The organism is Micromonospora xinjiangensis (assembly GCF_056150165.1).
Map to the genome: position 1 here is coordinate 822,979 of NZ_JAXCFO010000001.1, position 24,938 is coordinate 847,916.

Below are 24,938 nucleotides of genomic sequence, written 5' to 3' on the forward strand. Positions count from 1 at the left end.
TCACCATGCCACCCCGATGCCGTCCCCCGGATACCAGTGGTTGGCCGGGGTCTCCCGGTAGGCGAGGAACCGGCGGCCGGTGCGCTCGGCGTGCTCGGCGAGGACGTTGGTGGACGTCACGTTGTCGGTGAGCAGGAGCGCGCCGGGGGCGAGCTTGGCCTCGACCGCCTCGAACTCGCGCCGCTCGTGCGCGCGGCTGTGGTCGCTGTCGTGCAGGAAGAGGTCGACCGGCCGGTCCAGCGCGGTGATCGAGGCGATCGAGTCGCCGATGACCAGGTCGACCACCTCCGACCAGGGAGCGCTGCGGGCCAGGTAGCCCGCCTCGGGGTTGATGTCCAGCGAGGTGAGCCGCCCCGGGTGCCCCTCCTCGGAGTTGCGCAGCAGGGCCGAGGCCAGGACGCAGCTGCCCAGCCCCTTGTCCACGCCGGTCTCCACGACGTGGGCGGGGTGGGAGGCGCGGACGATGGCGTACCAGCCGATCCGCCGGGCGTAGCGGACCTGCCGGTCGGCGAGGCCGCGGCGGGCCGCTGCGGCGGTCGCCTGCTCGATGTGCCGCCGCAGCCCGTCGTCGGACTCGATCTCGGCGAAGTAACCGCGCACCTGCTTCACCGGCACGTCGCAGACGACGCTCACGAACCAGGCGAGGTGGTGGCGGCTGAGCTTCGTCAGCTCGTACGTGTAGTTGTGGTGCTCTCGGGAGGTGACCAGCCACCGCGCCGAGGTGCGCAGCACCCGGGCGTCGTGACGGGCGACCCGGGCCAACCGCTTGGGGAAGGCGGCGACCGGCGCGAGGGGGGTGCGGGCGATGGCCCGCCGGAGCTTCGTTGCATCCACGGCTGTTTTCATACCAGCTGACGATGACGAATGGCTGAGAATGTTTGCTTCCCGGAAGGCCGGGACATGCGACCGGCCGGCACGGCGATCGTGACCGGACGAGGGTACGCGGTCGGCAGGGCGAGTCAGTAGCATCGCGCCATGCCTCGTCACGAACAGACCACGTACTTCGGCTCGGAGTACCGCGGCTCGGAGCCCTCCGCGGCGAACGTGCCGGAGCCGGCCGACGGCCAGGAGTCGCCGCGATCGTCACGCCGTCGTCGCTGGCGCCGAATCGGCCTGATCAGCCTGGTGGTGGTTCTGCTGCTCGGCGGCGGCGGGGTGACCGCCGTCGGCCTCTACCTGAAGTCGGTCGAGTCCGGCATCGACCGTGTCGACGCGTTCGACGGCGTGCCGGAGGAGAGCCGGCCGCAGCAGGCCGTCGAGGGGGCCATGAACATCATGATCCTCGGCAGCGACTCGCGCGATCCCGAGGGCACCCAGGGCTCGCGTACCGACACCATCATCCTCGCCCACCTTCCGAAGGACCGGTCGAGCGCTCAGCTCATCTCGATCCCCCGGGACACCTGGGTGGCGGTGCCGAAGTCCCAGAACGGCGACGGCGGCCGGGACGCGAAGATCAACGCCGCGTACGCGTGGGGTGGCGTGCCGCTGATGGTGCAGACCGTGGAGTCGTTCACCGGCGTCCGGGTCGACCACGTCGCGATCATCGATTTCGCCGGGTTCAAGGAGATCATCGACGCTTTGGGCGGCATCGAGGTCGATGTGGAGAAGAACTTCACCTCCATCCACCCGCCGTTCCGGAAGTTCGAGAAGGGCCTACAGGAGATGGACGGCGAGGCCGCGCTCGACTACTCGCGGCAGCGCAAGCAGTTCGCGGACGGTGACTTCGCCCGGATCCGGCACCAGCAGCAGGTCATCAAGGCGATCCTCGACAAGGCGGCCTCCGGCGGGCTGCTGACCAACCCCGGCAAGCTGAACTCGTTCCTCCAGGCCACCTCCAGTGCCGTGTCGGTCGACAAGAACATGTCGCTGTTCGACATGGCGAACCAGATGCGCGGCGTCCGCGGCAGCAACCTGACGTTCATCACGAGCCCGACCAAGGGGACGGGCCGAGTCGGGTCGGAGAGCGTCGTCTTCTCGGACGACAACCGGGTCAAGCCCTTCTACGACGCTGTCCGGCAGGACCAGGTACCGGACATCATCTCCCTCGGCAGCAAGAAGAAGTAGCAGTCGGCAACGCCTGACCTGGGCGGAGCGGACGACGACGGGCGGCGGCCTTCTCGGCCGCCGCCCGTCGTCGTTGTCGAACTGTCAGTACGCCCCGCGGCGTGCCAGCACCACGCTGACCGTCCGCCAGAGGATGCCCAGGTCGTACGCGAGCGACCAGTTGTCCACGTAGTGGAGGTCGAGACGCACGGCGTCGTCCCAGGTCAGGTCGGACCGGCCGGAGATCTGCCAGAGCCCGGTTATGCCCGGCCGCACCAGCAGCCGGCGCCGGACGTCGCCGCGGTAGTCGTCGTCCTCCGTGGGCAGCGGCCGCGGGCCGACCAACGACATCTGCCCACAGAGCACATTGATCAGCTGGGGCAGCTCGTCCAACGAGAGCGCCCGCAGGTGCTTGCCGATCGGCGTGACGCGCGGGTCGTCCTTCATCTTGAAGAGCAGCCCGTCGCTCTCGTTCAGGCCCCGCAGCGCCTCGAGCCGCTGCTCCGCGTCGGTGTACATGGTGCGGAACTTCCACACCTTGAACGCCTTGCCCTGGTGACCGATCCGGGTCTGCCGGAACATCACCGGCCCCGGATCGCTCATCTTGATCGCCAGCGCGATGCCCAGCAGCACCGGGCTGAGCACCACGAGTCCGACGAGCGCCGCGACCCGATCCAGCACGCTCTTGGCCAGGAGCGAGAGGCCGGAGATGGTCGGTTCCTCGACGTTGAGCAGCGGCAGGCCCTCGATCGGCCGGACGTGGATGCGGGGGCCGGTCACGTCGGTGACCTGCGGCACCACCACGAGGTTCAGTCCCGTTCCCTCCAGCTGCCAGGCCAGCTTGCGCAGCTCGTACGACTCCAGGCTGGCCGGGCCACAGACGGCGATGGTGTCGGCACCCAGCTGCTGCACCAGCGGGACCAGGTCCCAGCCGACATAGACCGGTACCGGAGCGGTCACCCGCTCGCCCGGAAGTGGATGGGTCGGTAGGTGGATGGCGACGGGACGCATCCCGGCACCCGAGTTCCGCGTCACCACCTCGTGCAGCGCGAGCGCGTCGGAGAGCTTGCCGACGAGCAGCATCTTCTGGGATGCCCGCCCCGTGCGACGGATCCGGCGCAGCACGAGCCGGGCCGCGAAACGGGCTACCACGGTGTAGAGCAGCAGGCAGATGATGATGGCCGCGACCGTCATCCGGGACAGGTCCTTCTTGAAGCCCAGGGCCAGGAAGGACACGGTGGCCGCGGTCGCCACGTTGGCTCGGACGACGCGCTTGAGCTCCTCGGTGCCGTGCCCCAGTACCTGCCGGTCGTAGGCACCGCCCGCGACGAGCATCAGCAGCCACAACAGCGGCACGCCGACGTTGGCGACCAGTGCGAACGTGCTGACTCCGAAGGCCTTCTGGTCCCAGAAGCCGGCGTTGGCCGAGGGAAGCAGCGAGTCCACCGTGCGGCTGGCGGCGAGCGCGGCGACGAGGTCGAGCAGGACTAGCCAAGCGGCGTACCGCCGGCGCCAGACCGCCCGCGGCGCCACGGGGCGCCCGAAGGCGGACCGGGGCATACCGTTCGAGGGCGGCGTGATTACCCCGAGATCGGGGTCGAACCGCGGTGCCGATTGTGACACGACTGCGGTGAGGATCTGTGTGTGCGCGGCCACTGCCTTCCTTCCTCCACAATGCCCCCGTTGGAGAGCGCGACGAGCACCCTATGCCCCCAGGATCGTCCTGCCTAGTGGCGGCACGGCCGCTCCTACGGTCATCTGTTCAGCCCACCGGCGGTGACCGGAGGGCGCGCAGCTCGTACGTCAACGCCTCGTAGGCCGGTTTCGGCGTGAAGTGCTCGTCGTAGACGCAGGCGGCGCCGTAGCCCGGGAAGTGGGCGGGTATCCAGCTGCTGGCGTCACTGAACCCCCACAACGTGAAGGATTCGCAGGTCGTGACGGCCAGGCATGCCTTGAGCATGTGTTGGTAGAGCAGGGCCTGGGACACCAGCTTCTGCGGCGTCACCGGCAGGTGCACACGGACGTCCAGCTCCGTGATGGCGATCGAGACGCCGAGCTCCGCGAAGCGCCTCAGGTTCTCGGTGACATCCGTGGGGGCCTGCTCCACGCGCAGGTGACTCTGGAAGCCGACGCCGTGGACGGGAACGCCCTGCGCTCTCAGCCCGCGGACCAGGCGCAGCAGCGCGTCCGCCTTCGTGGTCCGCTCCTCGGCACCGAACTCGTTGATGAAAAGCCTGGCGTTCGGGTCGGCATCGTGCGCCCAGCGGAACGCGTCGGCGATGTAGCCCCGGCCGAGCTTGCGGAGCCAGATGGTGTCGCGCAGGGAGCCGTCGTCGTTCAGCACCTCGTTCACCACGTCCCATGCCCAGACCTTGCCGCGGTAACGGGACACGACCGTGGTGATGTGGTCTCGGAGCAACGCGCGGAGCCGCTCCCTGGGCCACTCCTCGTTGACCCAGGACGGGACGCTGGTGTGCCAGGTCAGCGCGTGCCCGTACACGACCTGGCCCTGCTCGTGCGCGAACCGAACGATCCGATCGGCCGCGGCCCAGTCATAACTTCCGCGTCGGGGCTCCAGGTTCGCCCACTTCATGGCGTTCTCGGCGGTCACCGCGTTGAAGTTGTCGGCGAGCGTCGCACGGTAGGGCGCGTTGGTGTCGAGCAGCCGCGCGTCTACGGCCGCGCCGATACGCAGAGTCGGCGGAGCGACACTGCGCAGGCCGGACCTGACCGACGCCGCCGACGCGGAGGGCGCGGCGACCCGCTCTGTCCGCGTCGCATCGTCCCGCGACCGGGTGACGAGGAAGCCTCCGACGACGAGCGACAGCGCCAGGGCGAGTGCCACCAGCCCGTTTCGCGAGCGAGGTGTCACCGCCCAGCGGCGGTCACCAGCCACTTACCGAGTTCGCTGGCCGTCCGTACCGTCACGATGCAGAGGGCGAGACCCGGGATCCGTGGCCGGCTGTACTTCTTGATCATCCTGCGCCAGGCGGCGAGACCGGCGAGGCGGCGCCGGCTGATGTTGCCGCTGTGCCGGTAGAACCGGACCACCGGATGATCGAGACGTTGAAGGTGGACTCCCTTGCTCAGGGCACGCAGCACGAGCTCGACATCGACCTTGATGAACATCTGCTCGTCGTAGCCGCCGAGGTGCAGCAGCAACTCCCGGTCGATGGACATGCCGGAGTGCTTGAAGGGCAACCGCGGACGGGTGAGCACCGACCACAGCATCCGACGTGCGCTGGGGAAGGACGGCAGGGCGATCACCTTCGCACCCCCGCCGTCGACCATCTCCTCGTAGTCGGTGTAGATCCACCGGGCGCCCGTGCGGGCCAGGAAGTCGTGGATGCGCGCCAGCCCGTCGGGGGCCAGTTCGTCGTCGGAGTCGAGCACCGTGACGACCCGGCCGCGCGCGGCGCGCAACGCCGTGTTGCGGGCAGCGCTGATCCCGGTCGGCTGCTGCCGCACGACGCGGATCCGCCGGTCGGTCAGCAGGCCCGCCTCGGCCAGCCCGTCGCGGACCGGCACCTCAGAGCCGTCGTCGACAACGACGATCTCGAAGTCGCCGAAGCTGCCCGCGAGCACGCTTCGAATGGACTTCACCAGAAGCTGCGGCCGGTCCCGAACGGCGATGCAGACCGAGATCGCCGGCGTCACCGGCTCCACCGCGCGCATCGACGGCACTGTGGGCGCGTCGACGTTCGGCGTGGGGCGCTGCACGGCCGGCAAGATCGGCATGGTGGGAGCGTCGATCTCGTTAGAGGGCGAGTCGTACCTGGACGGCGCCGGCGTGCCGGCAGGCTCGTGCACAGAGGGATAGGGATATGCCGAGTGACCCGTCACGGACGGTAGCCGTTCCTAAGCCCACGCGAGCCGATCGGACAGCTCCGCCGAGCGGCCTGACCAGTCAGAGCAGGATCGGGACCCCACACCACCATCTCTACGCCACCCCCATGAATAGTCACCATTTGCAGCGACATTTTCGGCGACGCGCCGGCAGGACCCATCCTGATCGACGACAACGAAGATCTATCGCGCGCAGACGGAGTATATCTATCGCCGAACTCGTGCACCACTATCCGCCCGTCCGCCATCATAGGCGGGCAGGGCGCCGGCGCGTCATCAGAAACCCGCTGGCCACATGCCGTCTGTACGCATCGGACAGACTGCTCGCATCGTCAGCCGTTCTGCCCGTTACGGACGATTCTCGGTCAGCCGAATGTCTAATTGCGAGCTGGCCAGATCGTATTCGTTCCCCCTGTCGATGTACCGGACCATTTGTCCGACCTACCCCGGCAAACGGGCCAGGGATGCTCTCCCGGGCGACGCCGACGGGCGCGTACTCACCGGCGTGGGCGCCGCCGCACGAGCGCCAGCACCAGGACGACGACGCCGGCGAGCAGCACGACAGCAGAGCCGACCACGAGCGGCACGTTCAGGCCCGCCCGCTCCCCGGGCGCACCCTCCAGTCGTTGGCGCTCGACCGCGTTCTGCCGGTAGGCCTGCGCGAGGCGATTCGCGGGCGCGGCGGCCGCGACGTCGTCGAGTCGGGCGATCGCGGTCGAGACGTCCCCGCTGAAGTAGGCGTCGAGCCCACTGCGATACAGACGGTCGGTGTCGCCGAGCTCGTTGCGAACCCCGGCGGCGCTCAGCAGGCTCGCCAACTCGCTGACCGGCACCACCACCCGGTTCGCCCGGTCGGGCCTGGCCTGATCCTGGTCGATCATGCCCACCACACGCCCACTCGGATCGAGCGCGAGGCCACCGTGGGAGGCCCGGCCCACGTCACTGTTGATGCGGTAGATGGAGACCGGTCCTCGCCGGCTGGTATCCGTGACCGTCGCGGCCTTGGCCTGCGGAAGGTAGACCGCGGTACGGGTGTCCGAGTCCTCAGTGGCGAAGCCGACAAGCAGTAGGGACGTGCCGCTCTGCAGCTCACCCGCGGGGCCGAGCTCCACCACGGGGTAGTTGCTCCCGGAGAGCTTCACCAGCGCCACGTTTCCCGCGTCGGCCGGCGAGGCGGACACCAGCTCGCCCTGAACCACCGACTGCTCGTCGGCGTTGCTGCGTGCCGAGTTCAGCTGCCCACGCACCGTGATGTCGACGGGGGATCCCGCTTCGGCGCCGGTGAACCGGGTCTTCGGCATGTTGGTGGCGACGTAGCTCTGCACCTGGCCCTGAACGAGCCGCTTCTCCCGCACGAGCGTCCGGGCCAGGGAGTCCAGGGCGATCTCTTTCGCGGTCTGCTCGGAGGGCTTCGCACAGGCGCCGTTGGTCAGGACGTGACCGTTCGACGTGACCAGGAACCCGCTGCATCGCCTGCTGAACGTGATCGGGGTGGAACGCAGCACCTTGTTGGTGGCGCCGTCGCGCAGGTAACCCGAGACCACCACGTCGAGGAAGACCAGTGACGGTGAGGCCACCGCCAACGCGCGCTCCTGGGCACTGTACGGCGGGAACGCCGTCCAGGGCCGGAACGCCGGCCCCGACGGCGACACCGTCGGGAAGGCCATCGACGGCGGGCCGCCGGGCGCCGGACCGTCCGACCCGGTGGACGCCAGGGCGACGATGCCGCCACCGGCGCCCGCGAGCAGGAGCACGACCGCGGCGACGAGGGCCCACACGTTCGGTCGCGCCGGTGAGGCGGAGGGGACGATCCGGCGCGCTGGGTCGGCGAACGGGTCGTAGGGCTGAACGGGCGCGGGTGGGCTCACCGGCGACTGGACACTCTCGGTCGTCACGGGTGGGGGTGAGTCGGCGGCGGTGGGCGCGCCCGGCGCCGCGGCGACCGGTTGCGCGGCCGGCGGAACCGTCGGGAGTGGACCGGTGTGCAGCGCCCAGGGCGCCGACGGGCCCCCCGACGTGGGTAGCGGGGCACCGGAGACGGACTGCGGCGGACCCGACACGGACTGTGGCGGACCGGAGACCTGATGCGGCACGCCGGAGACCGGCACCGCTCCCTCGGCCTCCGATGGCAACGGCTCGTACTCCTGGCCGAGCGCGCGGAACAGCTTCTCGGCGCCCGGCCCGACCTCCGCCGGATAGGCGACCCAGGGCTCCGCAGCGGAGAAGTCGGCGTACGTGTAGCTCTGGCCGCCCTGCGTCTGCATGGCGTTGGCGGCGCCGGCGAAGGCCTCGCGCCAGCCCGGGGTGTTCGCGGCCGCGACGTCGAGCACGGCGACCGTGACGAACCTGCCCTGTCCATCGATGGCGGCCCAGGCCTTACCCACCGGGCAGGTGCCCAGCATGTGGGTGAACCGGTACGGGCCAACCGACTGCATACGCACTCCTCTGCTCGACCGCCTTGCGGATCCTACAGAGGGGACGCACGAGGGGTCGCCCGCCGGTCGGCCAGGCGACCGCCGCCTCCGCGAGCATCCGAGGGTTGCCCTCTGAAAGTTTTCATGCATAGAGTCGCAACGTGAATGAAGGAGTTGTCGCCGCGCCCACCGAGCGGGTGCTCGACCTGTTCCACGGGGTCCGGCTCACTCCCACCCAGCGCCGGATCGCGCACTGCCTCGTGCAGCACGGGCCGGCCGTGGCGTACCTCTCCGCCGCCGAGGTGGCCGAGCTGGCCGGAGTCAGCCAGCCGTCGGTCACCCGGTTCGCCGTCGCGCTCGGCCACGACGGCTACCCCGCGCTGCGACGCCGGCTGCGCGAGCTGGCCACCGGCTCGCCGGAGGGGCGCGCCGACGCCGGCAACGAACTTCAGCAGGCGGTACGCGCCGAGATCGGCAACCTGGATCGGCTCGCCGACCAGCTCGCCGACCGCGACGGGGTGGCCGACGCCGGCCGCCTGCTGTCGGCGAGCCGCCCGCTGCCGGTGCTCGGCCTGCGCGCCGCCGCGCCGCTGGCCGCGTACTTCGCCTACTTCGCCGCGAAGGTGCACCCGGACGTCCGGGTGCTCGACGACGCCGGCACTCTGCTCACCGACCGTCTGGAGCAGGCCGCCGCGGCCGGCGCGAGCGCCCTGCTCGCCTTCGTGCTCCCCCGCTACCCCCGGGAGACCCTGGACGCCCTCCGCGAGGCGCGGGACGCCGGGCTCCGGGTCGTGGCCATCACCGACTCGCCGGTCAGCCCGGCCGCCGAGCACGCCGACGTGCTGCTGCCCGCCGCCGTCGGCACCGACCTCGTCTTCGACCTGCACACCGCCCCGATGACCCTGGCCATGGTGCTGCTCCAGGCGATCTGCGACGCCGCGCCGGCCGACACCCAGCAACGGCTGGAAGCGTTCGAGGCGTCCGCCGCCCGCCGACAGTTGTTCCTCGACTGACAGGAGATCGAGATGTCCCGTCCGGTCCGCGCCGCCCGTGGCGCCGAACGCACCGCCCGCGGCTGGCCGCAGGAGGCCGCGCTGCGGATGCTGATGAACAACCTGGACCCGGAGGTCGCCGAACGCCCCGAGGACCTGGTGGTCTACGGCGGCACCGGCAAGGCCGCCCGGGACTGGCCGTCGTACCACGCGCTGGTGCGTACCCTCACCGACCTGCGCGACGACGAGACCATGCTGGTGCAGTCCGGCCGCCCGGTCGGCGTGCTGCGCACCCACGAGTGGGCGCCGCGGGTGCTGCTGGCCAACTCGAACCTGGTCGGCGACTGGGCGACCTGGCCGGAGTTCCGCCGCCTGGAGCAGCTCGGGCTCACCATGTACGGGCAGATGACGGCCGGCTCCTGGATCTACATCGGCACGCAGGGGATCCTCCAGGGCACGTACGAGACGTTCGCGGCGGTGGCCGCCAAGCGGTTCGGCGGAACGCTCGCCGGCACGCTGACGCTGACCGCCGGCTGCGGCGGGATGGGCGGCGCCCAGCCCCTCGCGGTCACCATGAACGGCGGCGTGTGCCTCATCGTGGACGTGGACCGCAGCCGGCTCGAGCGCCGGGTGCGCGACCGTTACCTCGACGAGGTCGCCGACGACCTGGACGACGCGGTGGCGCGGGTGCTCGCCGCGAAGCGCGAGCGGCGGGCGCTGAGCGTCGGCGTGGTGGGCAACGCCGCCGTGGTCTTCCCCGAGCTGCTGGTGAAGGGCGTCGAGATCGACGTCGTCACCGACCAGACCAGCGCGCACGACCCGCTGTCGTACCTGCCGGTCGGGGTCGAGCTGGCCGACGCCCGGGACTACGCGGCGGCGAAGCCGGCCGAGTTCACGGACCGGGCCCGCGCCTCGATGGCCCGGCACGTGGCCGCGATGGTCGGCTTCCTCGACGCCGGCGCCGAGGTCTTCGACTACGGCAACTCGATCCGGGGCGAGGCGAAGCTCGGCGGCTACGAGCGGGCCTTCGACTTCCCCGGTTTCGTGCCGGCGTACATCCGGCCGCTGTTCTGCGAGGGCAAGGGCCCGTTCCGGTGGGCGGCGCTCTCCGGCGACCCGGCCGACATCGCCGCCACCGACCGGGCGATCCTGGAGCTGTTCCCGGAGAACGAGTCACTGGCGCGGTGGATCCGGATGGCCGGTGAGCGGGTCGCGTTCCAGGGCCTGCCGGCCCGCATCTGCTGGCTGGGCTACGGCGAGCGGGACAAGGCGGGCGTCCGGTTCAACGAGATGGTCGCCTCCGGCGAGCTGTCCGCACCGGTGGTCATCGGTCGGGACCACCTGGACACCGGCAGCGTGGCCAGCCCCTACCGGGAGACCGAGGGGATGGCCGACGGCTCCGACGCGATCGCCGACTGGCCGCTGCTCAACGCGCTGGTCAACACGGCCAGCGGGGCGTCCTGGGTCTCGATCCACCACGGCGGCGGGGTGGGCATGGGCCGCTCCATCCACGCGGGGCAGGTGTGCGTGGCCGACGGCAGCGCCCTCGCCAGCCAGAAGATCGAGCGGGTGCTCACCAACGACCCGGCGATGGGTGTGATCCGGCACGTCGACGCCGGCTACGACGCCGCGCGTGAGGTCGCCGAGCGCACCGGCGTGCGGGTGCCCATGGCGGAGGGTGCCGCGTGAGCGCGAGGAGTGCAGCGCAGTGGAGCCCCGCAGTCGCGAACACCAGGAAGGCCCCCGTGAGCGCGAGGAGCGCAGCGCAGCGGAGCCCCGCGGTCGCGAACGTCGGGAGTGCGCGGTGAGCGACCTCGCGGCCCGGTTCCGCAAGCTCTGGGACGAGATCGCGCCGGTCGGGCGGGACGCCGGCAGCGGCGGCTACCTGCGGTACGCGCTCACCGAGCCCGAGCTGCGGCTGCGCGCCTGGTTCCGGGACCAGGCGGCCCAGCGCGGCCTGCCCGTGACCGAGGACGGCAACGGCAACCTCTTCGCCTGGTGGGGCGACCCGGAGGCCGGTGACGCGGTGCTGACCGGCAGCCACTTCGACTCGGTGCCGCACGGCGGGGCGTACGACGGGCCGCTCGGCATCGTGAGCGCCTTCCTCGCCCTCGACGAGCTGCGGGACGCGGGGGTTACCCCGGCCCGTCCGTTGGCCGTCGGCGCGTTCGTCGAGGAGGAGGGTGCCCGGTTCGGCGTGCCCTGCCTGGGGTCGCGGCTGCTCACCGGCGCGCTGCCGGTCGAGCGGGCGGCGGCGCTACGCGACGCCGACGGCGTCAGCTTCGCCGAGGCACTGGGCCACGACCCGGCGGGGGCCCGCCCGGAGCTGCTGGGCCGGTTCCGGTCCTTCGTGGAGCTGCACGTCGAGCAGGGCCGCGCGCTGGCCGACACGCCCGCGCCGGTCGCGGTGGCCAGCGCCATCTGGCCGCACGGCCGTTGGCGCTTCGCCTTCAGCGGCGAGGGCAACCACGCGGGCACCACCCGCATGGCCGACCGGCGGGACCCGATGCTGACGTACGCCTTCACCGTGCTGGCGGCGAACAAGGAGGCCCGCCTGCGCGGGGCGCACGCGACCGTCGGGCGCGTGGCGGTGGAGCCGAACGCCACCAACGCGATCCCGTCCCGGGTGACCGGCTGGCTGGACGCGCGCGCGGCGGAGCCGGAGACGCTGACCGGCCTGGTCGAGGCGGTGCGGGACAAGGCCGTGGAGCGGGCACGGCGGGACGGCACGGAGGTCACGCTGACCGAGGAGTCGAGCACGCCGCTGGTCGCCTTCGACGGCGGACTGGCCGAGCGGCTGGCCCGGCTGCTGGACGCGCCGGTGCTGCCGACCGGCGCGGGGCACGACGCCGGTGTCCTCGCGGGGCACCTGCCGACCGCGATGCTGTTCGTCCGCAACCCGACCGGGGTGTCGCACTCCCCCGCCGAGACGGCCACGGACGCGGACTGCGCGGCCGGGATCGACGCGCTGGCCCGGGTGCTGACGGAGCTGACGTGCTGACCGCCCCGGCCCGGCCGGTGGCGGGCGTCCCGTCCCCCGGTGTCCGGCGTCGCCCGCGTTGCGTGGCGCGGCTCGCCGTCCGGAGCCGTCAGGATCGGGTGATGTCGCAGACGATCCCGTTCGACACGGGGCGCGCCGCATGACCGCGACGCGCTGGCTGGCCGAGTACGCCTGGCTCCCCGACCACGCCGAGCCGACCCCCGACGTGCTCATCGAGGCGGAGGACGGGCGGTTCACCGCGGTGACGCCGCTGACGCGCGGCGGCGAGCCCACCGCGGGGGTCGAGGTGCTCGCCGACGCCGTACGGCTGCCCGGGCTGACCCTCCCGGGGCTGGCCAACGCGCACTCGCACGCCTTCCACCGGGCGCTGCGTGGCCGGACCCACGGCGGCCGGGGCGACTTCTGGACCTGGCGCGACCAGATGTACGGCGTCGCCACCCGCCTCGACCCGGACACCTACCTGGACCTGGCCCGGGCCACCTACGCCGAGATGGCGCTGGCCGGGATCACCTGTGTGGGCGAGTTCCACTACCTGCACCACGGCCCGGACGGCACCCCGTACGACGACCCGAACGCGATGAGCGCCGCCCTGGTCGAGGCCGCCGCGCAGGCCGGGATCCGGATCACCCTGCTGGACGCGTGCTACCTGACCGCCTCGGTGGACGGCCGGCCGCTGACCGGGCCGCAGCTGCGCTTCGGCGACGGGGACGCGGTGCGGTGGGGCGAGCGGGCGGCCGCCTTCACGCCGGCTGGCGGGCACGCCCGGGTCGGCGCGGCCGTCCACTCGGTGCGGGCCGTCCCCGCCGAGCAGTTGAACACCGTGGCCCGCTGGGCGCGCGACCGCGACACGGCGCTGCACGTGCACCTGTCCGAGCAGCCCGCCGAGAACGACGCCTGCCGCGCGGTGCACGGCTGCACCCCGACGCGGCTGCTCGCCGACCACGAGGTGCTCGGCCGATCCACCACCGCCGTCCACGCGACCCACCCGACCAGCGCCGACCTGGCGTTGCTCGGCGAGAGCCGCACCGGCGTCTGCCTCTGCCCCACCACCGAACGGGACCTGGCCGACGGGATCGGGCCGGCCCGCCGGATGGCCGACGTGGGCAGCCCGCTCAGCCTCGGCAGCGACAGCCACGCGGTGATCGACCTGTTCGAGGAGGCCCGGGCGGTCGAGCTGGACGAACGGCTGCGTACCCGACGGCGCGGTCACTTCACCGCCGTCGAGCTGCTGACCGCGGCGACGGCCGGCGGCCACGCCGCGCTGGGCTGGACCGACGCGGGCCGGATCGCCGCCGGGGCCCGGGCGGACCTGGTGACGGTACGGCTGGACAGCGCCCGCACCGCCGGCACGCCGCCGGTCGGTGTCTTCCACACAGCCGGCGCCGCCGACGTCACCACCGTCGTCGTCGACGGGCGGACGGTCGTCGCCGACGGCCGGCACCGGACCATCGACGTGCCGGCCGAGCTGCGTGACGCCGTCGCGGCGGTCGCACCGTGGGAGGGGGCGCCGTGAGCGGCAGTCTGCTGGTCGACAACATCGGGGAGCTGGTGACCAACTCCCCCGGCGGCGCGGGCGGGCCGCTGGGCATCCGGCGCGACGTGGCGCTGCTGGTCGAGGACGGGCAGGTCGCCTGGATCGGGCCGGCCCGGTACGCCCCGCACGCCGACCGGCGCATCGACGCCGACGGGGCGGCGGTGCTGCCCGGCTTCGTGGACAGCCACGCCCACCTCGTCTTCGCCGGGGACAGGGCCACCGAGTTCGCCGCCCGCATGGCCGGCGAGCCGTACACCGGGGGTGGCATCCGCACCACCGTCGGCGCGACGCGGGCCGCCACCGACGACGAGCTGCGGGCCACCGTGCGACGGCTGCGCGGCGAGGCGCTGCGGCAGGGCACCACCACCGTCGAGATCAAGAGTGGGTACGGCCTCACCGTCGCGGACGAGGCCCGCTCACTGCGGATCGCCGGCGAGTTCACCGAGGACACCACGTTCCTCGGGGCGCACGTCGTCCCCGCCGAGTACGCCGACCGCCCCGACGACTACGTCGGCCTGGTCTGCGGGCCGATGCTGGCCGCCGCCGCCCCGTACGCCCGCTGGATCGACGTGTTCTGCGAGCGGGGCGCCTTCGACGTGGACCACGCCCGGGCCATCCTCGCCTGCGGGCAGGCGGTGGGCCTGGGCGTACGGGTGCACGCCAACCAGCTCGGCCCCGGCCCGGGCGTACGCCTCGGCGTGGAGCTGGGCGCCGCCAGCGTGGACCACTGCACCCACCTGTCCGACGCCGACGTCGACCTGCTGGCCTCGACGTCGGCGGACGACGGCTCGGGCACGAGCACGGTCGCCACGCTGCTGCCGGGCGCCGAGTTCTCCACCCGCTCGCCCTATCCCGACGCGCGCCGGCTGCTCGACGCGGGCGTGACGGTGGCGCTGGCGACCGACTGCAACCCCGGCTCGTCGTACACCTCGTCGATGCCCTTCTGCATCGCCCTCGCCGTACGCGAGATGCGCATGACCCCGGCGGAGGCGGTCTGGGCCGCGACCGCCGGTGGAGCGCGGGCGCTGCGCCGCGACGACATCGGGGTGCTGCGCCCCGGGGCCCGGGCCGACCTGGTCGTCCTGGACGCCCCGTCCCACCTGCACCTGGCCTACCGGCCCGGTGTGCCACTGATCCACCGGGTCCTGCACAACGGAGTACCGCAATGACCGTCACCATCCAGCCCACCGGGATCACTCCCGCCGACGTGCTCGCCGTCGCCCGCGGCACCGCCAAGGTGATGCTCGATCCCGCCGCCGTGGAGGCGATGGCGGCCAGCCGGGCGATCGTCGACGGCATCGAGGCGGCCGGGCGTCCCGTCTACGGCGTCTCCACCGGCTTCGGCGCGCTGGCCAACACGTTCGTCGCTCCGGAGCGCCGGGCGGAGCTCCAGCACGCGCTGATCCGCTCGCACGCCGCCGGCGTCGGCGCGCCGATGCCGCGCGAGGTGGTCCGGGCCATGATGCTGCTGCGGGTCCGGTCCCTGGCGCTGGGCCGCTCCGGCGTCCGGCCGCTGGTCGCCGAGGCCCTCGTCGACCTGCTCAACCACGACATCACCCCGTGGGTGCCGGAGCACGGCTCGCTCGGCGCCTCCGGCGACCTGGCCCCGCTGGCGCACTGCGCGCTGGTGCTGCTCGGGGAGGGCTGGGTGCTCGGCCCGGCCGGTGAGCGGGTCGACGCGGGCGACGCGCTGCGCGAGGCCGGCCTGACGCCGATCGAGCTGGCCGCCAAGGAGGGGCTGGCGCTGATCAACGGCACCGACGGCATGCTCGGCATGCTGCTGCTCGCCCTGCACGACGCCGCGCACCTGTTCACCATGGCCGACGTGACCGCCGCCCTGGCCATCGAGGCGATGCTCGGCTCCGAGCGGCCGTTCCTGCCCGAGCTGCACACCATCCGCCCGCACCCCGGGCAGGCCACGTCGGCGGCGAACATCCACCGGCTGCTGCAGAACTCCGCGGTGATGGACTCGCACCGGGACGACCTCGCGCACGCGGTGCAGGACGCGTACTCGATGCGCTGCGCCCCGCAGGTCGCCGGCGCGGCCCGGGACACGCTCGACTTCGCCCGCACGGTGGCCGACCGGGAGCTGGTCTCGGTGGTGGACAACCCGGTGGTGCTGCCCGACGGCCGGGTCGAGTCGACCGGCAACTTCCACGGGGCGCCGCTCGGTTTCGCCGCCGACTTCCTGGCCATCGCCGCCTCCGAGGTGGCGGCCATCGCGGAGCGGCGGGTCGACCGGCTGCTGGACGTCACCCGCTCCCGGGAGTTGCCCGCGTTCCTCTCCCCCGACGCGGGGGTCAACTCCGGGCTGATGATCGCCCAGTACACGGCGGCCGGGATCGTCGCCGAGAACCGCCGGCTCGCCGCGCCCGCGTCGGTGGACTCCCTACCGACCAGCGGCATGCAGGAGGACCACGTCTCGATGGGTTGGGCGGCGGCCAAGAAGCTGCGGACGGTGCTCGACAACCTGACCAGCGTGCTGGCGGTCGAGTTGCTCGCCGCGGTCCGCGGTCTCCAGCTCCGCGCCCCGCTGACCCCGTCCCCGGCCGGGCGGGCCGCGGTCGAGGCGCTCGGCGGGGTCGCCGGTGAGCCGGGGCCGGACGTGTTCCTCGCCCCGCTCATGGAGGCGGCCCGGGAGGTGCTGCGCGGCCCCGCCCTGCGGGCGGCCATCGAGCGCGAGGTGGGCCCGCTCGGCTGAGCGGGGTGAGGCGGCCGGCGGTGGCCGGCCGCCTCAGCGGCTCAGCGGGCGATCGCCCAGGGCGCGCGGGTGAAGTTGAGTCGCGCGCGGTCGGCGAACTCCCCGAGGTCGAGTCGGGGTCGGGCACCGTCGGCGAGCATGCCGGCGAGCACCTTGTGGACCACGCCGGGATCGTCCGGCTGCACCGGAAGCTGCCGGGAGGCGGGCTGACCGATCTCGTCGAGGAAGTCGGCGCACTTGCGGTGGTAGGGCACGAGAGCGAAGGGAACGTCCGCGACGTAGGAGAAGATCCCGCCGTGCATCCGCATGTGCAGGCCGAAGTCGCACGCCCGCATCTCGCTCCACACCGCCTGGACACCGTCGTCGGCGGATACCGAGCGCACGTCACAACGGCCATCGAGGGCCGCCCGCAACCGCTCGCTCGGGCCGATGTCGCCCCGCACCGGGTGGGTGTTGAACACGAAGATCGTGACATCGACCGGCTCCGTGTCGACGAACGACCGGATACCGGCGATCAGCGCCTGCTCCCGCCTGCGCTGCTCCGGCTCGGAGAGGTCGGTGTCGGACCCGAGCAACGTGACGCCCAACCGTGCCCGGCCGTGCCAGCGGGGTACCGACGCCGGGGCGACGTCGCCGAGCGCCTCCGGAAGGAGGCCGGCAAGGTCGCCGGCCGGAACGATGATGCCCGGGTAGTCGAGTTCCCGGAGCCGGCCCACGGACGCGGCGTCGCGGACCCCGACGTAGTCGATGTGCCGGAACACCTCGCCGAGACGCTGCTGCGCGGCCGACGAGACGAAGGGCCCGACGGAGACCCCGACCGCGGCGATCGGCCGCCGGGTGAGCCGCGACCAGGTGGCGAAGACTTTCTTCTCGCTGAACGGGCCCATGTCCCGGAAGACCGAACCGCCACCGAAGAGGAGCATCGTGGCGTTGCTGAGCAGGCTCGCCTTGTTGACGAGCTTGCCCGCCCGGCGCACCGGATCGAGCGACTCGAACAGGTTCTGACTCATCCCGGTACGGTCGGCCGGCAGGTCGACCATCGGTGGCGCGGCGAAGGTGGGCGCCTCCGTGCCCCAGTAGCGCGACAGCGCCCAGTCGAGGATGACGCAGAAGGCGTTGTCCCCCACGTTGCGCATGCCGTAGTAACCGACCACGAGGGGTCGGCGGGCCTCACCCGGCCGGCGATCGACACTCACCTTCTCATCCCTTCGTCAGGCGCCGACGGATCTCGGCCCAGGAGGGCAGCTCAGCTCCGGCCACGACGTTCCGTTTGACGCAAATCCAGAACAGTACGAGCAGGAACGCCTCCGAGAGCACCGTGCCCAAGGCCGCACCGATCACACCGAACGGCGGAATCGCGAGCGCCAACGTGGCCAGGAACACCACCGAGCCGAGCCCTTGATACAGGACCTTCCTGCGCAGGAGACCGCCGCTGGTCAGCAGCGACGCGACGCTAGCCGAGCCGAACCGGAGCGGGATCGCGAGGGCGAGCAGGGCCATCACCGGAACGGAGTCGCGGTACTCGGCACCGAAGACCAGTGGGATGGCGAATCGGCCACCGGCGGCGACGACGACGCCGATCACCAGGCCCAATACGATCATGCCCACCGTGCCCGCGCGGTAGGCGACGAGAACTGCGTCCCGGTCGGACCGGGACCACCGGTGCAGCTTCGCAAGGAAGTACTGCTGGTAGACCACCCGGGGCAGGAGGTAGATCGCGGTCAGCAGGGTCATGGGCACGGCGAAGATCGCTGCCGCCTCGACGCTCAGGAACTCGGCGCTGACGACGACACCCAGGTTCATGCCGAGCAGGTAGAAGAGGCTGCCGAACATGAACGGCGCGGCGCCACCGACCAGGTGACGCAACCGCGGCGGCCGACCGGGCCGGATCTCCTGGGCGGGATAGCCCTCCAACCGGCCGCGCCCACGGCTGAACGGCACGATGACCAGCGCGCTGAGGAGCACGGTGAGCGCCGCCACCAGGGCGTACCCCGACGCTGCGGCGGTCGCCGACACGCCGTAGACCACACCGCACACCGCGACCAGCAGCCGTCCGGCATGCGGGGCGAGTTGCAGCACGGACAGTTGCCCGTAGGCGCCGCGCAGCTGGAGGACCGAGACCGACAGCGCCATCCCGGCCTGCGCGAGGATGATCGGGGCAAGGATCATCCGAAGATCCCCGATGAGGGGGTCACTCCGGTCCGCCAGCCCCCAGATGATCATCAGCACCATCTGGAGGGCCGAGCAGGCGAGCACCAACTCCAGCGACGGACGCACCCAGCGCAGCGCTCGTGGCCCCTCCCGCCCGAAACGCTGCAGCCAGAACTCAGCGATGCCGAAGAGCGCCACCGGTCCGGCCAACGTCATCAACGACAGGATGGACATGAAGGCGCCGAATTCGGCCTGCGGCAGCGTACGGGCCAGCAGCACCTGCACCAGGAACGCGAGCAGCGTGAGCCCGACCTGACTCACGCCGAGCATGCCCAGTTGTCGCAGCCGGCGAAGGAGCCCGCTTGGCCGTCGCCGATGGGCGCCCGGCCGGGCCTCGACCAGTGTGTCGGTCACCGCCGCGCACTCCCGGCCCGCGCGGTCGGCCTCACCGGGCCACCTGCGCCGCCACGGCGGAGCTGATCTGCGCCAACTCGTCGGCGGTGCGCTGAACCCATGCCTCCCGTGCCGCCGCGACTCGGACGCCGTGACCGGTGTCCGGTTGGACGGCCGCGCGTACCCCGGCGGTCAGCGCCGCGGGCTCGTTGGCGACGAGGTGGGCGAAGCTGCCGAAGAGGTTCTCGGTGGTGCGGGTCCGGGACAGCACCAGGGGCCGCCCGGCGCTCAACGCCTCGCACGCCCCGCTCGGCTGGCAGCCGTCACGGTCGGTCAGCACGACCACGGCACGCGCACCTGCCAGCGCTGCCTCGTAGTCGGGCAGGTCGAGAAAGCCGAGCGATACGAGATTGCGGAGACCTGCGGCGCGCTCCCGAAGCGGGTCGGGCAGCCGGTGCAGCGGCGCGGTGGTGGCAAAGGTGATCTCGGGAGCGGCCTCGATCGCGTCGAGGAGCACGTCCATGGGTTCGTCGGCGGCGGCCGAGGCGACGACGAAGACCCAGTCACGGGGCGCCGCCGGTGCGATCGGCCGCAGCGGGTCATGGACGACCAGGGTGCGCAGACCGGGGAACGCCTCGCGGGCGATCGCGTCGGCCTCCTGGTTGTGGGTCAGCACGAGCTGGGCGCCGCGCAGGATCCGCTCGGTCCCCGGCACCTTGCGCCACCACGACTGGAACTGACCGTTGTGCGCGTCGACGACGTACGGGACCTTGGCGCGGTGCGGTGCCAGACCGGTCAGGTGGGGCTGGGTCTGCACGATCACGTACGAAGGTCGACGGGAGCGGATCATGGCCAGATCGTCCCGGCTGTGTGCCAGGTAGTCCGAGGGGCGCAGCACCTTCGACGTGGCCCGGTGCGGACGCCACACGATCTCGGCGCCGAGCGCTTCGGCGAGCACGTCCGACCGCCGCTGATATCGCTTCCAGGAGATGAACAGGGGCTGACTCATCTGTGATCACCATTTCCGATGGCGCCGGCTCCGTGAGCCTGACGGGGGTGCACCGCGACGACCAGGATGTGCGAGAACAGGAACAACCACATGAAGTACGAGTAGGAGGTCGGCTTCTGCGTGGTCGCGAAGACGGCCGCCGTGAAGTAGAGCACGACGAGCGCCCACTGCCCGTCGAAGGCCGCGCGTTCGCTCGTGGACCGCCAGAGAGCGACACAGATGCCCGTCATGCAGGCCAGGCCGAGCAGTCCCCACACCACGAACACCCGGATCGGGTCGCTGTGCGTGTTCCACGGCTCGTAGCCCAGCCCGAAGAGCCACACGTCCAGCGGCGCGTCCCGCCACACCCGGGCGATCTCGAACCAGATCTCCCCGCGTCCCCGGATGAAGTCCTTGGAGTTGGGGTCGAGCGAGCCGATCTGGGTCACCAGGAACATGAGGCGGTCCCACAAGGCGGGACCCCACTGGATCATCGCGAGGAGCAGACCCGCGAACAGCACCAGGCCGGCGGGGATCGTCCCCCGGCGGGGCAGGCCCCGGATCCAGCGGAGCAGTCTGGGCAGGCGCCGCACCTCCATGGCGACGACCAGGATGCCCACGCAGAGGATGGTCAGGCGGTGTGTGGAGACCAGCGCCGTGGCGACCATCAGCGCAAGGAGCGCGAAGCGGGGCAGGGGCTTGATCCGGAGCTGGTCACCGGCGACGTACAGGATGAAGACGGCGAAGATCAGAAGACGGCCGAGCGACGCGGGGTGGAAATAGCCACCTGAGGCGCGCCCGATGTTTCCACCCGGCAGCTTGAAGAAGAACGTGTAGTCGACGATCCCGGCGACCTGGAGCCAGGCGATCGCGGAGTGCACGACGGCGCCGAACAGCACGAGCCACAGCACCCAACGGATGCGTTCGATGGTGAACCACTGCGGCCTGACGAGCATGATGGCGAGCAGGGTGACGGGCGCGAAGCCGACGGCGAGCTGCGCCGCCTGGGTGAGTGTCCCGCGGGCCGGGTCCACGTAGGAACCGAAGATGTCCCGGAGCCCGGTGACCGCGAACTGGTCGATGAAGTCCGCGCGGGCGGACACGGCGAGCAGGCTGATCACCGACAACCCGCCCAGGACCACCAGCGCGACCAGGGCGACGACCAACCTGCCCGGAAGCCGGCGGGTGGCCGCGAGGGTCAGGACGAAGGCCGAGACCATGAGCACGGCACCGACCGTGCTGACCACGAAGCCCAGATCCATCGTGTCCTGGGCGGTCTTCTCGCCGGGAATGTCGGACAGCGGTTTGAGACCGAGGAGGGCCAGCGCGGCGACGAGCACGAGCCAGGTCAGCGACTCCAGACGGCGTCGCGTCTCGGGAGGGGCGGTGCTCGGCTCGACGCGCAGATCCGACACCGGGCGGCTCATCCGGTTACGGCCGAGGGTCGCGGCTCGGACGACCGCTCCTGCCCGAGGTAGCTGCGCACGTCGCGATCCTCCCCACAGCGTCTTGTCGGGGGCACTATACGCCAGCCCGGAGCCACCGAAGATCGACTCTGCCGCCGCCTCCGGGCACGTCTCACCGTGACGAGCCCACACCGACGTTCAGGGCTCGACGGAGACGGGTGCGCGGCCTCTCCCCTCGAGCCGGTCCTCCGTCGATGCCCTCGACGAGACGGGGGGCGAGAGTATGCGCGAAGCTCGCTGTCCTGGGGTGTATGTCCCGATACACGAGGACGTTGCCGACCACCACGGTGCAGCAGCCCTCGTCTCGACGAAAATGGGTCCACCCCACCATGCGGACGTCTCCCGGAGCGGAACTGCAGCACCGGGAGAACGGCGAGAGCCGGTAGCCACTGAATCTCGCGCCGCAGAGCCGCGCGGCACCCCTCCACAGACTCTGTCACTGTCCTCGCCACCCCGTATGAAGAGACCAGAGCCTCTCAACCCCGCCGTCGCCGCCGTTGGCGACGGTGAGCCTATAGCGGGTTCCGTCGCGCCGGCGCCCGGGGAGGGTCGAGAGGCGGGGACACGGCCGCCGGCCCGCGGGTGGGCGGTACCCGGCGGATCAGCGAGGATTCCCGGCGTGGGTCAGGGTCTCCGACGCGTAGAAGAAGCCCGCGCCGGACGGGCGCTCGGCCCGGATCAGCTCCCTGGTCCTCGGAAGCTCGTACCCCATCCTCGTCGAGTAGTGGTTGAAGGCGATCTCGGGAGACGGTGCGAGTCCCGTCTGCAGGCGACCGCCGCAGAGCCAGGACGGCACCACATCGCCCATCTCGTAGGCCGCGTGGAACTCGAACGCCGGGACGAGCCGCTGGCGCGCCTCGGCGTAGAGGTCCAGCCCCTGGATCCACGCGGTCTCGGCGACGTGCGCCGCCGCGGTGAGTCCCCATCCGGTGTGTAGGAAGTCGCGGCAGGTCTCCTGCGCCATCCCGTCGACGAACTTCGTCTGCCCGAACCAGTACGCGACGGTCTGCGCCCGCGTGAACCGTTCCCCCGGCGGCGGCTTCGGGATGGGACCATCGGTCGCCAGGTAGACGTAGGAGCGCAGGCGGAGCCGCCACTTGCTGATCGCCTTCGTGAAGGTGGGGCGGTCGTCGAGGAACACCGCCATGCCGACGACCGCGTCGAGCATGATCAGTTCCCAGTTCCCCGCGCGCTGCGGGCTCACCCCCCGCATCAGCAACGGCAGATACACCTCACGGAACATTCGCTCCGCCCTGGCGAGGCTCTCTGGCCGCCACCCAGGGTAGCTGTGCTTGATCAGCTCTGCGGCCCGTACGAACGAGGCCCCCGACCAACCCGCCTGCAGCGGAGCGTTGGTGTTGGTGTGCCCCCTCAACACCTGCGCCCAGGCATCGATGATCTCGATGGACTTCTCGGCGTGCCGACGATCCCGCGTCAAGTACCACATGAGGGCGTGCGTGTAGGCGGCGACGCCGTCCTCCGTCTCCTGGGTGCACCCTCGGTCCGGTTTGGAGTAGAAGCCGCAGTCCACGGTGGCCACCGGCTTCGGCTGCCACGACAACTGGGCGAAGCGGCTGCGCTGGGTCGCAAGCCATGCCGATTGCCAGGGCTCCTCACCGGATCTGAGCTTTCCGACTACGAAGTCCAGCTGGTAGCCGCTGACCAGCACGCCGGGATGCACGAATCCGCTCTCGCGGTCCCGTGTGGGGCTCAGAACCGGCACCGGGTCGGGAGAGCGGGAGGACCAGACGCCGGAGGGCCCATCCTCCGCGGGGGCCGTCTCGCTCGAGGCGACCACGAAGCCGGCGCTCACGATGACGATGACAACGGCGGCCAACGCCGCGATACCTACGCGGGTCCTGGCCGATGCCATCCTGTCTCCCCACCGACCGGTCCAGCCGAACCACGCTCGCTGGAACACCCTCCAAGACTGGCATGCCTGGTCCTCTGAGCGCCCTTGCCGCCGACGGGCGGAAGCCGCACCGTCAGGCGGGGCTCGAGGGAAGCACCTTGGCGACCAATTTTGCCATCTCGCGCAGCGCCTTGCCGCGGTGGCTGATCGCGTCCTTCTCCTCGGGCGTCAGCTCCGCGTTGGTGCGGGTCTGCCCGTCGCCGATGAAGATCGGGTCGTAGCCGAAGCCACCGTCGCCGCGCGGCGCGCGCAGCAGCCGGCCGGGCTGGCGGCCGTCAACCAGGTGCTCCTTGCCGCCGGGCAGCACCAGCGCGACGGTGCAGACGAACGAGGCGGTGCGGTGCTCGTCCGGCAGGTCGGCGATCTGGTCGAGCAGCAGCTGGAGATTCGCCTGGTCGTCACCGTGCCGGCCGGACCAGCGGGCGCTGAACACGCCCGGCATGCCGCCCATCGCGTCGACGGCCAGACCGGAGTCGTCGGCGACCGTGGGCAGCCCGGTGCGGCGGAACCCCTCCCGCGCCTTGATCAGCGCGTTCTCGCCGAAGGTGAGGCCGGTCTCCGGCAGCTCCGGGTACTCCTCGACGTCGTCCAGGCCGAGCAGGGCGACCCGGTGCGCGCCGAGCGCGCCGTCGAGGATCCGCTGGAGCTCCACCAGCTTCTTGCGGTTACGGGTGGCCAGCAGCACCTTGTTCATTGCGTTCCGCCTTCGTTCACGACTACGACCTGCACGAACCCGTTCCGGGACGCCTCGCTGCCCGCGCTCATGCCAGCGCCTTCCGCTGGATCTCGGCCAGCTCCGCGCAGCCCGCCACACCCAGGTCGAGCAGGGCGTCGAGCTGGCTCCGGGGGAACACGCCCGCCTCCCCGGTGCCCTGCACCTCGACGAAGTCGCCGGTGCCGGTGCAGACCACGTTCATGTCGACCTCGGCGGCCACGTCCTCGGCGTAGCAGAGGTCCAGGCGCGGCTCGCCCTTGATGACGCCCACGCTCACCGCGGCCACCGACCGGTGCATCACCGCCTCCGGCTTGCCGGTCAGCGCCTTACGCTCCGCGAGCCAGGTCACCGCGTCGTGCAGCGCGACGTAGGCGCCCGTGATGGCCGCCGTGCGGGTGCCGCCATCGGCCTGGAGCACGTCACAGTCGAGCACGATCGAGTTCTCACCGAGCGCCTTCAGGTCGATGCACGCGCGCAGGCTCCTACCGATCAGCCGGGAGATCTCGTGGGTACGACCGCCGATCTTCCCCTTGACGCTCTCCCGGTCGGAGCGGGTGTTGGTGGCTCGCGGCAGCATCGCGTACTCGGCCGTGACCCAGCCGAGGCCGGAGCCCTTGCGCCAGCGGGGCACCCCCTCGGTCACGCTCGCCGTGCAGAGCACCCGGGTCGCGCCGAACTCGACGAGCACCGAGCCCTCCGGATGGGTGCTCCATCCCCGGGTCAGCGTCACCGGTCGGAGCTGGTCGGGCGCTCGCCCGTCGGGTCGTGCCATGCCTGCACCC

19 protein-coding genes are annotated in these 24,938 nt (G+C 71.7%); 7 read left to right on the plus strand and 12 right to left on the minus strand.

Annotated features, from left to right (window positions below):
• A complete protein-coding gene (locus SM573_RS03955; protein ID WP_474612023.1) occupies nt 1-834 on the minus strand; it encodes a class I SAM-dependent methyltransferase in 834 nt (277 codons plus the stop codon).
• 141 nt (nt 835-975) lie between these two features.
• On the opposite strand from SM573_RS03955, the gene SM573_RS03960 reads away from it, so the two are divergent.
• Complete coding sequence (locus SM573_RS03960) at nt 976-2,064, plus strand: LCP family protein (protein WP_474612022.1); 1,089 nt, start codon at nt 976-978, stop codon at nt 2,062-2,064.
• A gap of 84 nt (nt 2,065-2,148) precedes the next feature.
• On the opposite strand, the gene SM573_RS03965 is transcribed toward SM573_RS03960, so the two are convergent.
• From SM573_RS03965 to SM573_RS03980, 4 genes are all read right to left on the minus strand, one after another.
• Nucleotides 2,149-3,603, minus strand: coding sequence for a sugar transferase (locus tag SM573_RS03965; RefSeq protein ID WP_474612021.1), 1,455 nt, complete (start codon nt 3,601-3,603; stop codon nt 2,149-2,151).
• Between the two features lie 202 nt (nt 3,604-3,805).
• Entirely contained in the window at nt 3,806-4,888 is a 1,083-nt protein-coding gene (locus SM573_RS03970; RefSeq protein ID WP_474612020.1) for an endo-1,4-beta-xylanase, read from the minus strand.
• A gap of 23 nt (nt 4,889-4,911) precedes the next feature.
• Nucleotides 4,912-5,781, minus strand: a complete 870-nt coding sequence (locus SM573_RS03975; RefSeq protein ID WP_474612019.1) for a glycosyltransferase family 2 protein — start codon at nt 5,779-5,781, stop codon at nt 4,912-4,914.
• 605 nt (nt 5,782-6,386) lie between these two features.
• Complete coding sequence (locus SM573_RS03980) at nt 6,387-8,324, minus strand: trypsin-like peptidase domain-containing protein (protein ID WP_474612018.1); 1,938 nt, start codon at nt 8,322-8,324, stop codon at nt 6,387-6,389.
• 140 nt (nt 8,325-8,464) lie between these two features.
• On the opposite strand from SM573_RS03980, the gene SM573_RS03985 reads away from it, so the two are divergent.
• The 6 genes from SM573_RS03985 (at nt 8,465) to hutH (ending at nt 16,531) form a co-directional block, all read left to right on the plus strand.
• Nucleotides 8,465-9,316 carry a MurR/RpiR family transcriptional regulator gene (locus SM573_RS03985; RefSeq protein WP_474612017.1) on the plus strand — a complete coding sequence of 284 codons (852 nt, stop codon included), beginning with the start codon at nt 8,465-8,467 and terminating at the stop codon, nt 9,314-9,316.
• A 12-nt stretch (nt 9,317-9,328) separates the two neighbouring features.
• Nucleotides 9,329-10,984 (plus strand): urocanate hydratase, encoded by a 1,656-nt coding sequence (gene hutU / locus SM573_RS03990; RefSeq protein WP_474615493.1) that lies wholly within the window; start codon nt 9,329-9,331, stop codon nt 10,982-10,984.
• Between the two features lie 115 nt (nt 10,985-11,099).
• The gene (locus tag SM573_RS03995) at nt 11,100-12,296 is read left to right on the plus strand and encodes an allantoate amidohydrolase (protein WP_474615494.1); all 1,197 of its coding nucleotides are present in this window, start codon (nt 11,100-11,102) and stop codon (nt 12,294-12,296) included.
• Between the two features lie 139 nt (nt 12,297-12,435).
• Entirely contained in the window at nt 12,436-13,809 is a 1,374-nt protein-coding gene (locus tag SM573_RS04000) for a formimidoylglutamate deiminase (protein WP_474615495.1), read from the plus strand.
• Nucleotides 13,806-14,999 carry an imidazolonepropionase gene (gene hutI, locus SM573_RS04005; RefSeq protein ID WP_474615496.1) on the plus strand — a complete coding sequence of 398 codons (1,194 nt, stop codon included), beginning with the start codon at nt 13,806-13,808 and terminating at the stop codon, nt 14,997-14,999. Before SM573_RS04000 ends, hutI begins: the two co-directional genes overlap by 4 nt.
• Nucleotides 14,996-16,531: a histidine ammonia-lyase gene (hutH, locus tag SM573_RS04010; protein WP_474612012.1), complete on the plus strand. Its 1,536-nt coding sequence runs from the start codon at nt 14,996-14,998 to the stop codon at nt 16,529-16,531. Before hutI ends, hutH begins: the two co-directional genes overlap by 4 nt.
• A gap of 41 nt (nt 16,532-16,572) precedes the next feature.
• Here the strand turns inward: hutH and SM573_RS04015 are convergent, their stop codons facing one another.
• From SM573_RS04015 to rph, 7 genes are all read right to left on the minus strand, one after another.
• Nucleotides 16,573-17,727: a polysaccharide pyruvyl transferase family protein gene (locus tag SM573_RS04015; protein WP_474612011.1), complete on the minus strand. Its 1,155-nt coding sequence runs from the start codon at nt 17,725-17,727 to the stop codon at nt 16,573-16,575.
• Between the two features lie 4 nt (nt 17,728-17,731).
• On the minus strand, nt 17,732-19,096 hold the full coding sequence (locus SM573_RS04020; protein ID WP_474612010.1) for an oligosaccharide flippase family protein: 1,365 nt from the start codon (nt 19,094-19,096) through the stop codon (nt 17,732-17,734).
• A gap of 31 nt (nt 19,097-19,127) precedes the next feature.
• Entirely contained in the window at nt 19,128-20,084 is a 957-nt protein-coding gene (locus SM573_RS04025; protein WP_474612009.1) for a glycosyltransferase family protein, read from the minus strand.
• Nucleotides 20,081-21,478, minus strand: coding sequence for an O-antigen ligase family protein (locus SM573_RS04030; RefSeq protein WP_474612008.1), 1,398 nt, complete (start codon nt 21,476-21,478; stop codon nt 20,081-20,083). The genes SM573_RS04025 and SM573_RS04030 overlap by 4 nt, the downstream gene beginning before the upstream one ends.
• A 652-nt stretch (nt 21,479-22,130) precedes the next feature.
• Complete coding sequence (locus tag SM573_RS04035) at nt 22,131-23,402, minus strand: alginate lyase family protein (RefSeq protein WP_474612007.1); 1,272 nt, start codon at nt 23,400-23,402, stop codon at nt 22,131-22,133.
• A gap of 112 nt (nt 23,403-23,514) precedes the next feature.
• Entirely contained in the window at nt 23,515-24,135 is a 621-nt protein-coding gene (gene rdgB, locus SM573_RS04040) for an RdgB/HAM1 family non-canonical purine NTP pyrophosphatase (RefSeq protein ID WP_474612006.1), read from the minus strand.
• A gap of 67 nt (nt 24,136-24,202) precedes the next feature.
• Nucleotides 24,203-24,928 carry a ribonuclease PH gene (gene rph, locus SM573_RS04045; RefSeq protein ID WP_474612005.1) on the minus strand — a complete coding sequence of 242 codons (726 nt, stop codon included), beginning with the start codon at nt 24,926-24,928 and terminating at the stop codon, nt 24,203-24,205.
• Between the last annotated feature and the right edge of the window lie 10 nt (nt 24,929-24,938).

Bases quoted from the DNA above. Each gene is read 5' to 3' on its own strand.
- SM573_RS03960 (WP_474612022.1), top strand. From the start codon at position 976: ATGCCTCGTCACGAACAGACCACGTACTTCGGCTCGGAGTACCGCGGC.
- SM573_RS03965 (WP_474612021.1), bottom strand. From the start codon at position 3,603: ATGCCCCGGTCCGCCTTCGGGCGCCCCGTGGCGCCGCGGGCGGTCTGG.
- SM573_RS03975 (WP_474612019.1), bottom strand. From the start codon at position 5,781: ATGCCGATCTTGCCGGCCGTGCAGCGCCCCACGCCGAACGTCGACGCG.
- SM573_RS03980 (WP_474612018.1), bottom strand. From the start codon at position 8,324: ATGCAGTCGGTTGGCCCGTACCGGTTCACCCACATGCTGGGCACCTGC.
- hutU (WP_474615493.1), top strand. From the start codon at position 9,329: ATGTCCCGTCCGGTCCGCGCCGCCCGTGGCGCCGAACGCACCGCCCGC.
- SM573_RS04000 (WP_474615495.1), top strand. From the start codon at position 12,436: ATGACCGCGACGCGCTGGCTGGCCGAGTACGCCTGGCTCCCCGACCAC.
- hutH (WP_474612012.1), top strand. From the start codon at position 14,996: ATGACCGTCACCATCCAGCCCACCGGGATCACTCCCGCCGACGTGCTC.
- SM573_RS04025 (WP_474612009.1), bottom strand. From the start codon at position 20,084: ATGAGTCAGCCCCTGTTCATCTCCTGGAAGCGATATCAGCGGCGGTCG.
- SM573_RS04035 (WP_474612007.1), bottom strand. From the start codon at position 23,402: ATGGCATCGGCCAGGACCCGCGTAGGTATCGCGGCGTTGGCCGCCGTT.
- rdgB (WP_474612006.1), bottom strand. From the start codon at position 24,135: ATGAACAAGGTGCTGCTGGCCACCCGTAACCGCAAGAAGCTGGTGGAG.
- rph (WP_474612005.1), bottom strand. From the start codon at position 24,928: ATGGCACGACCCGACGGGCGAGCGCCCGACCAGCTCCGACCGGTGACG.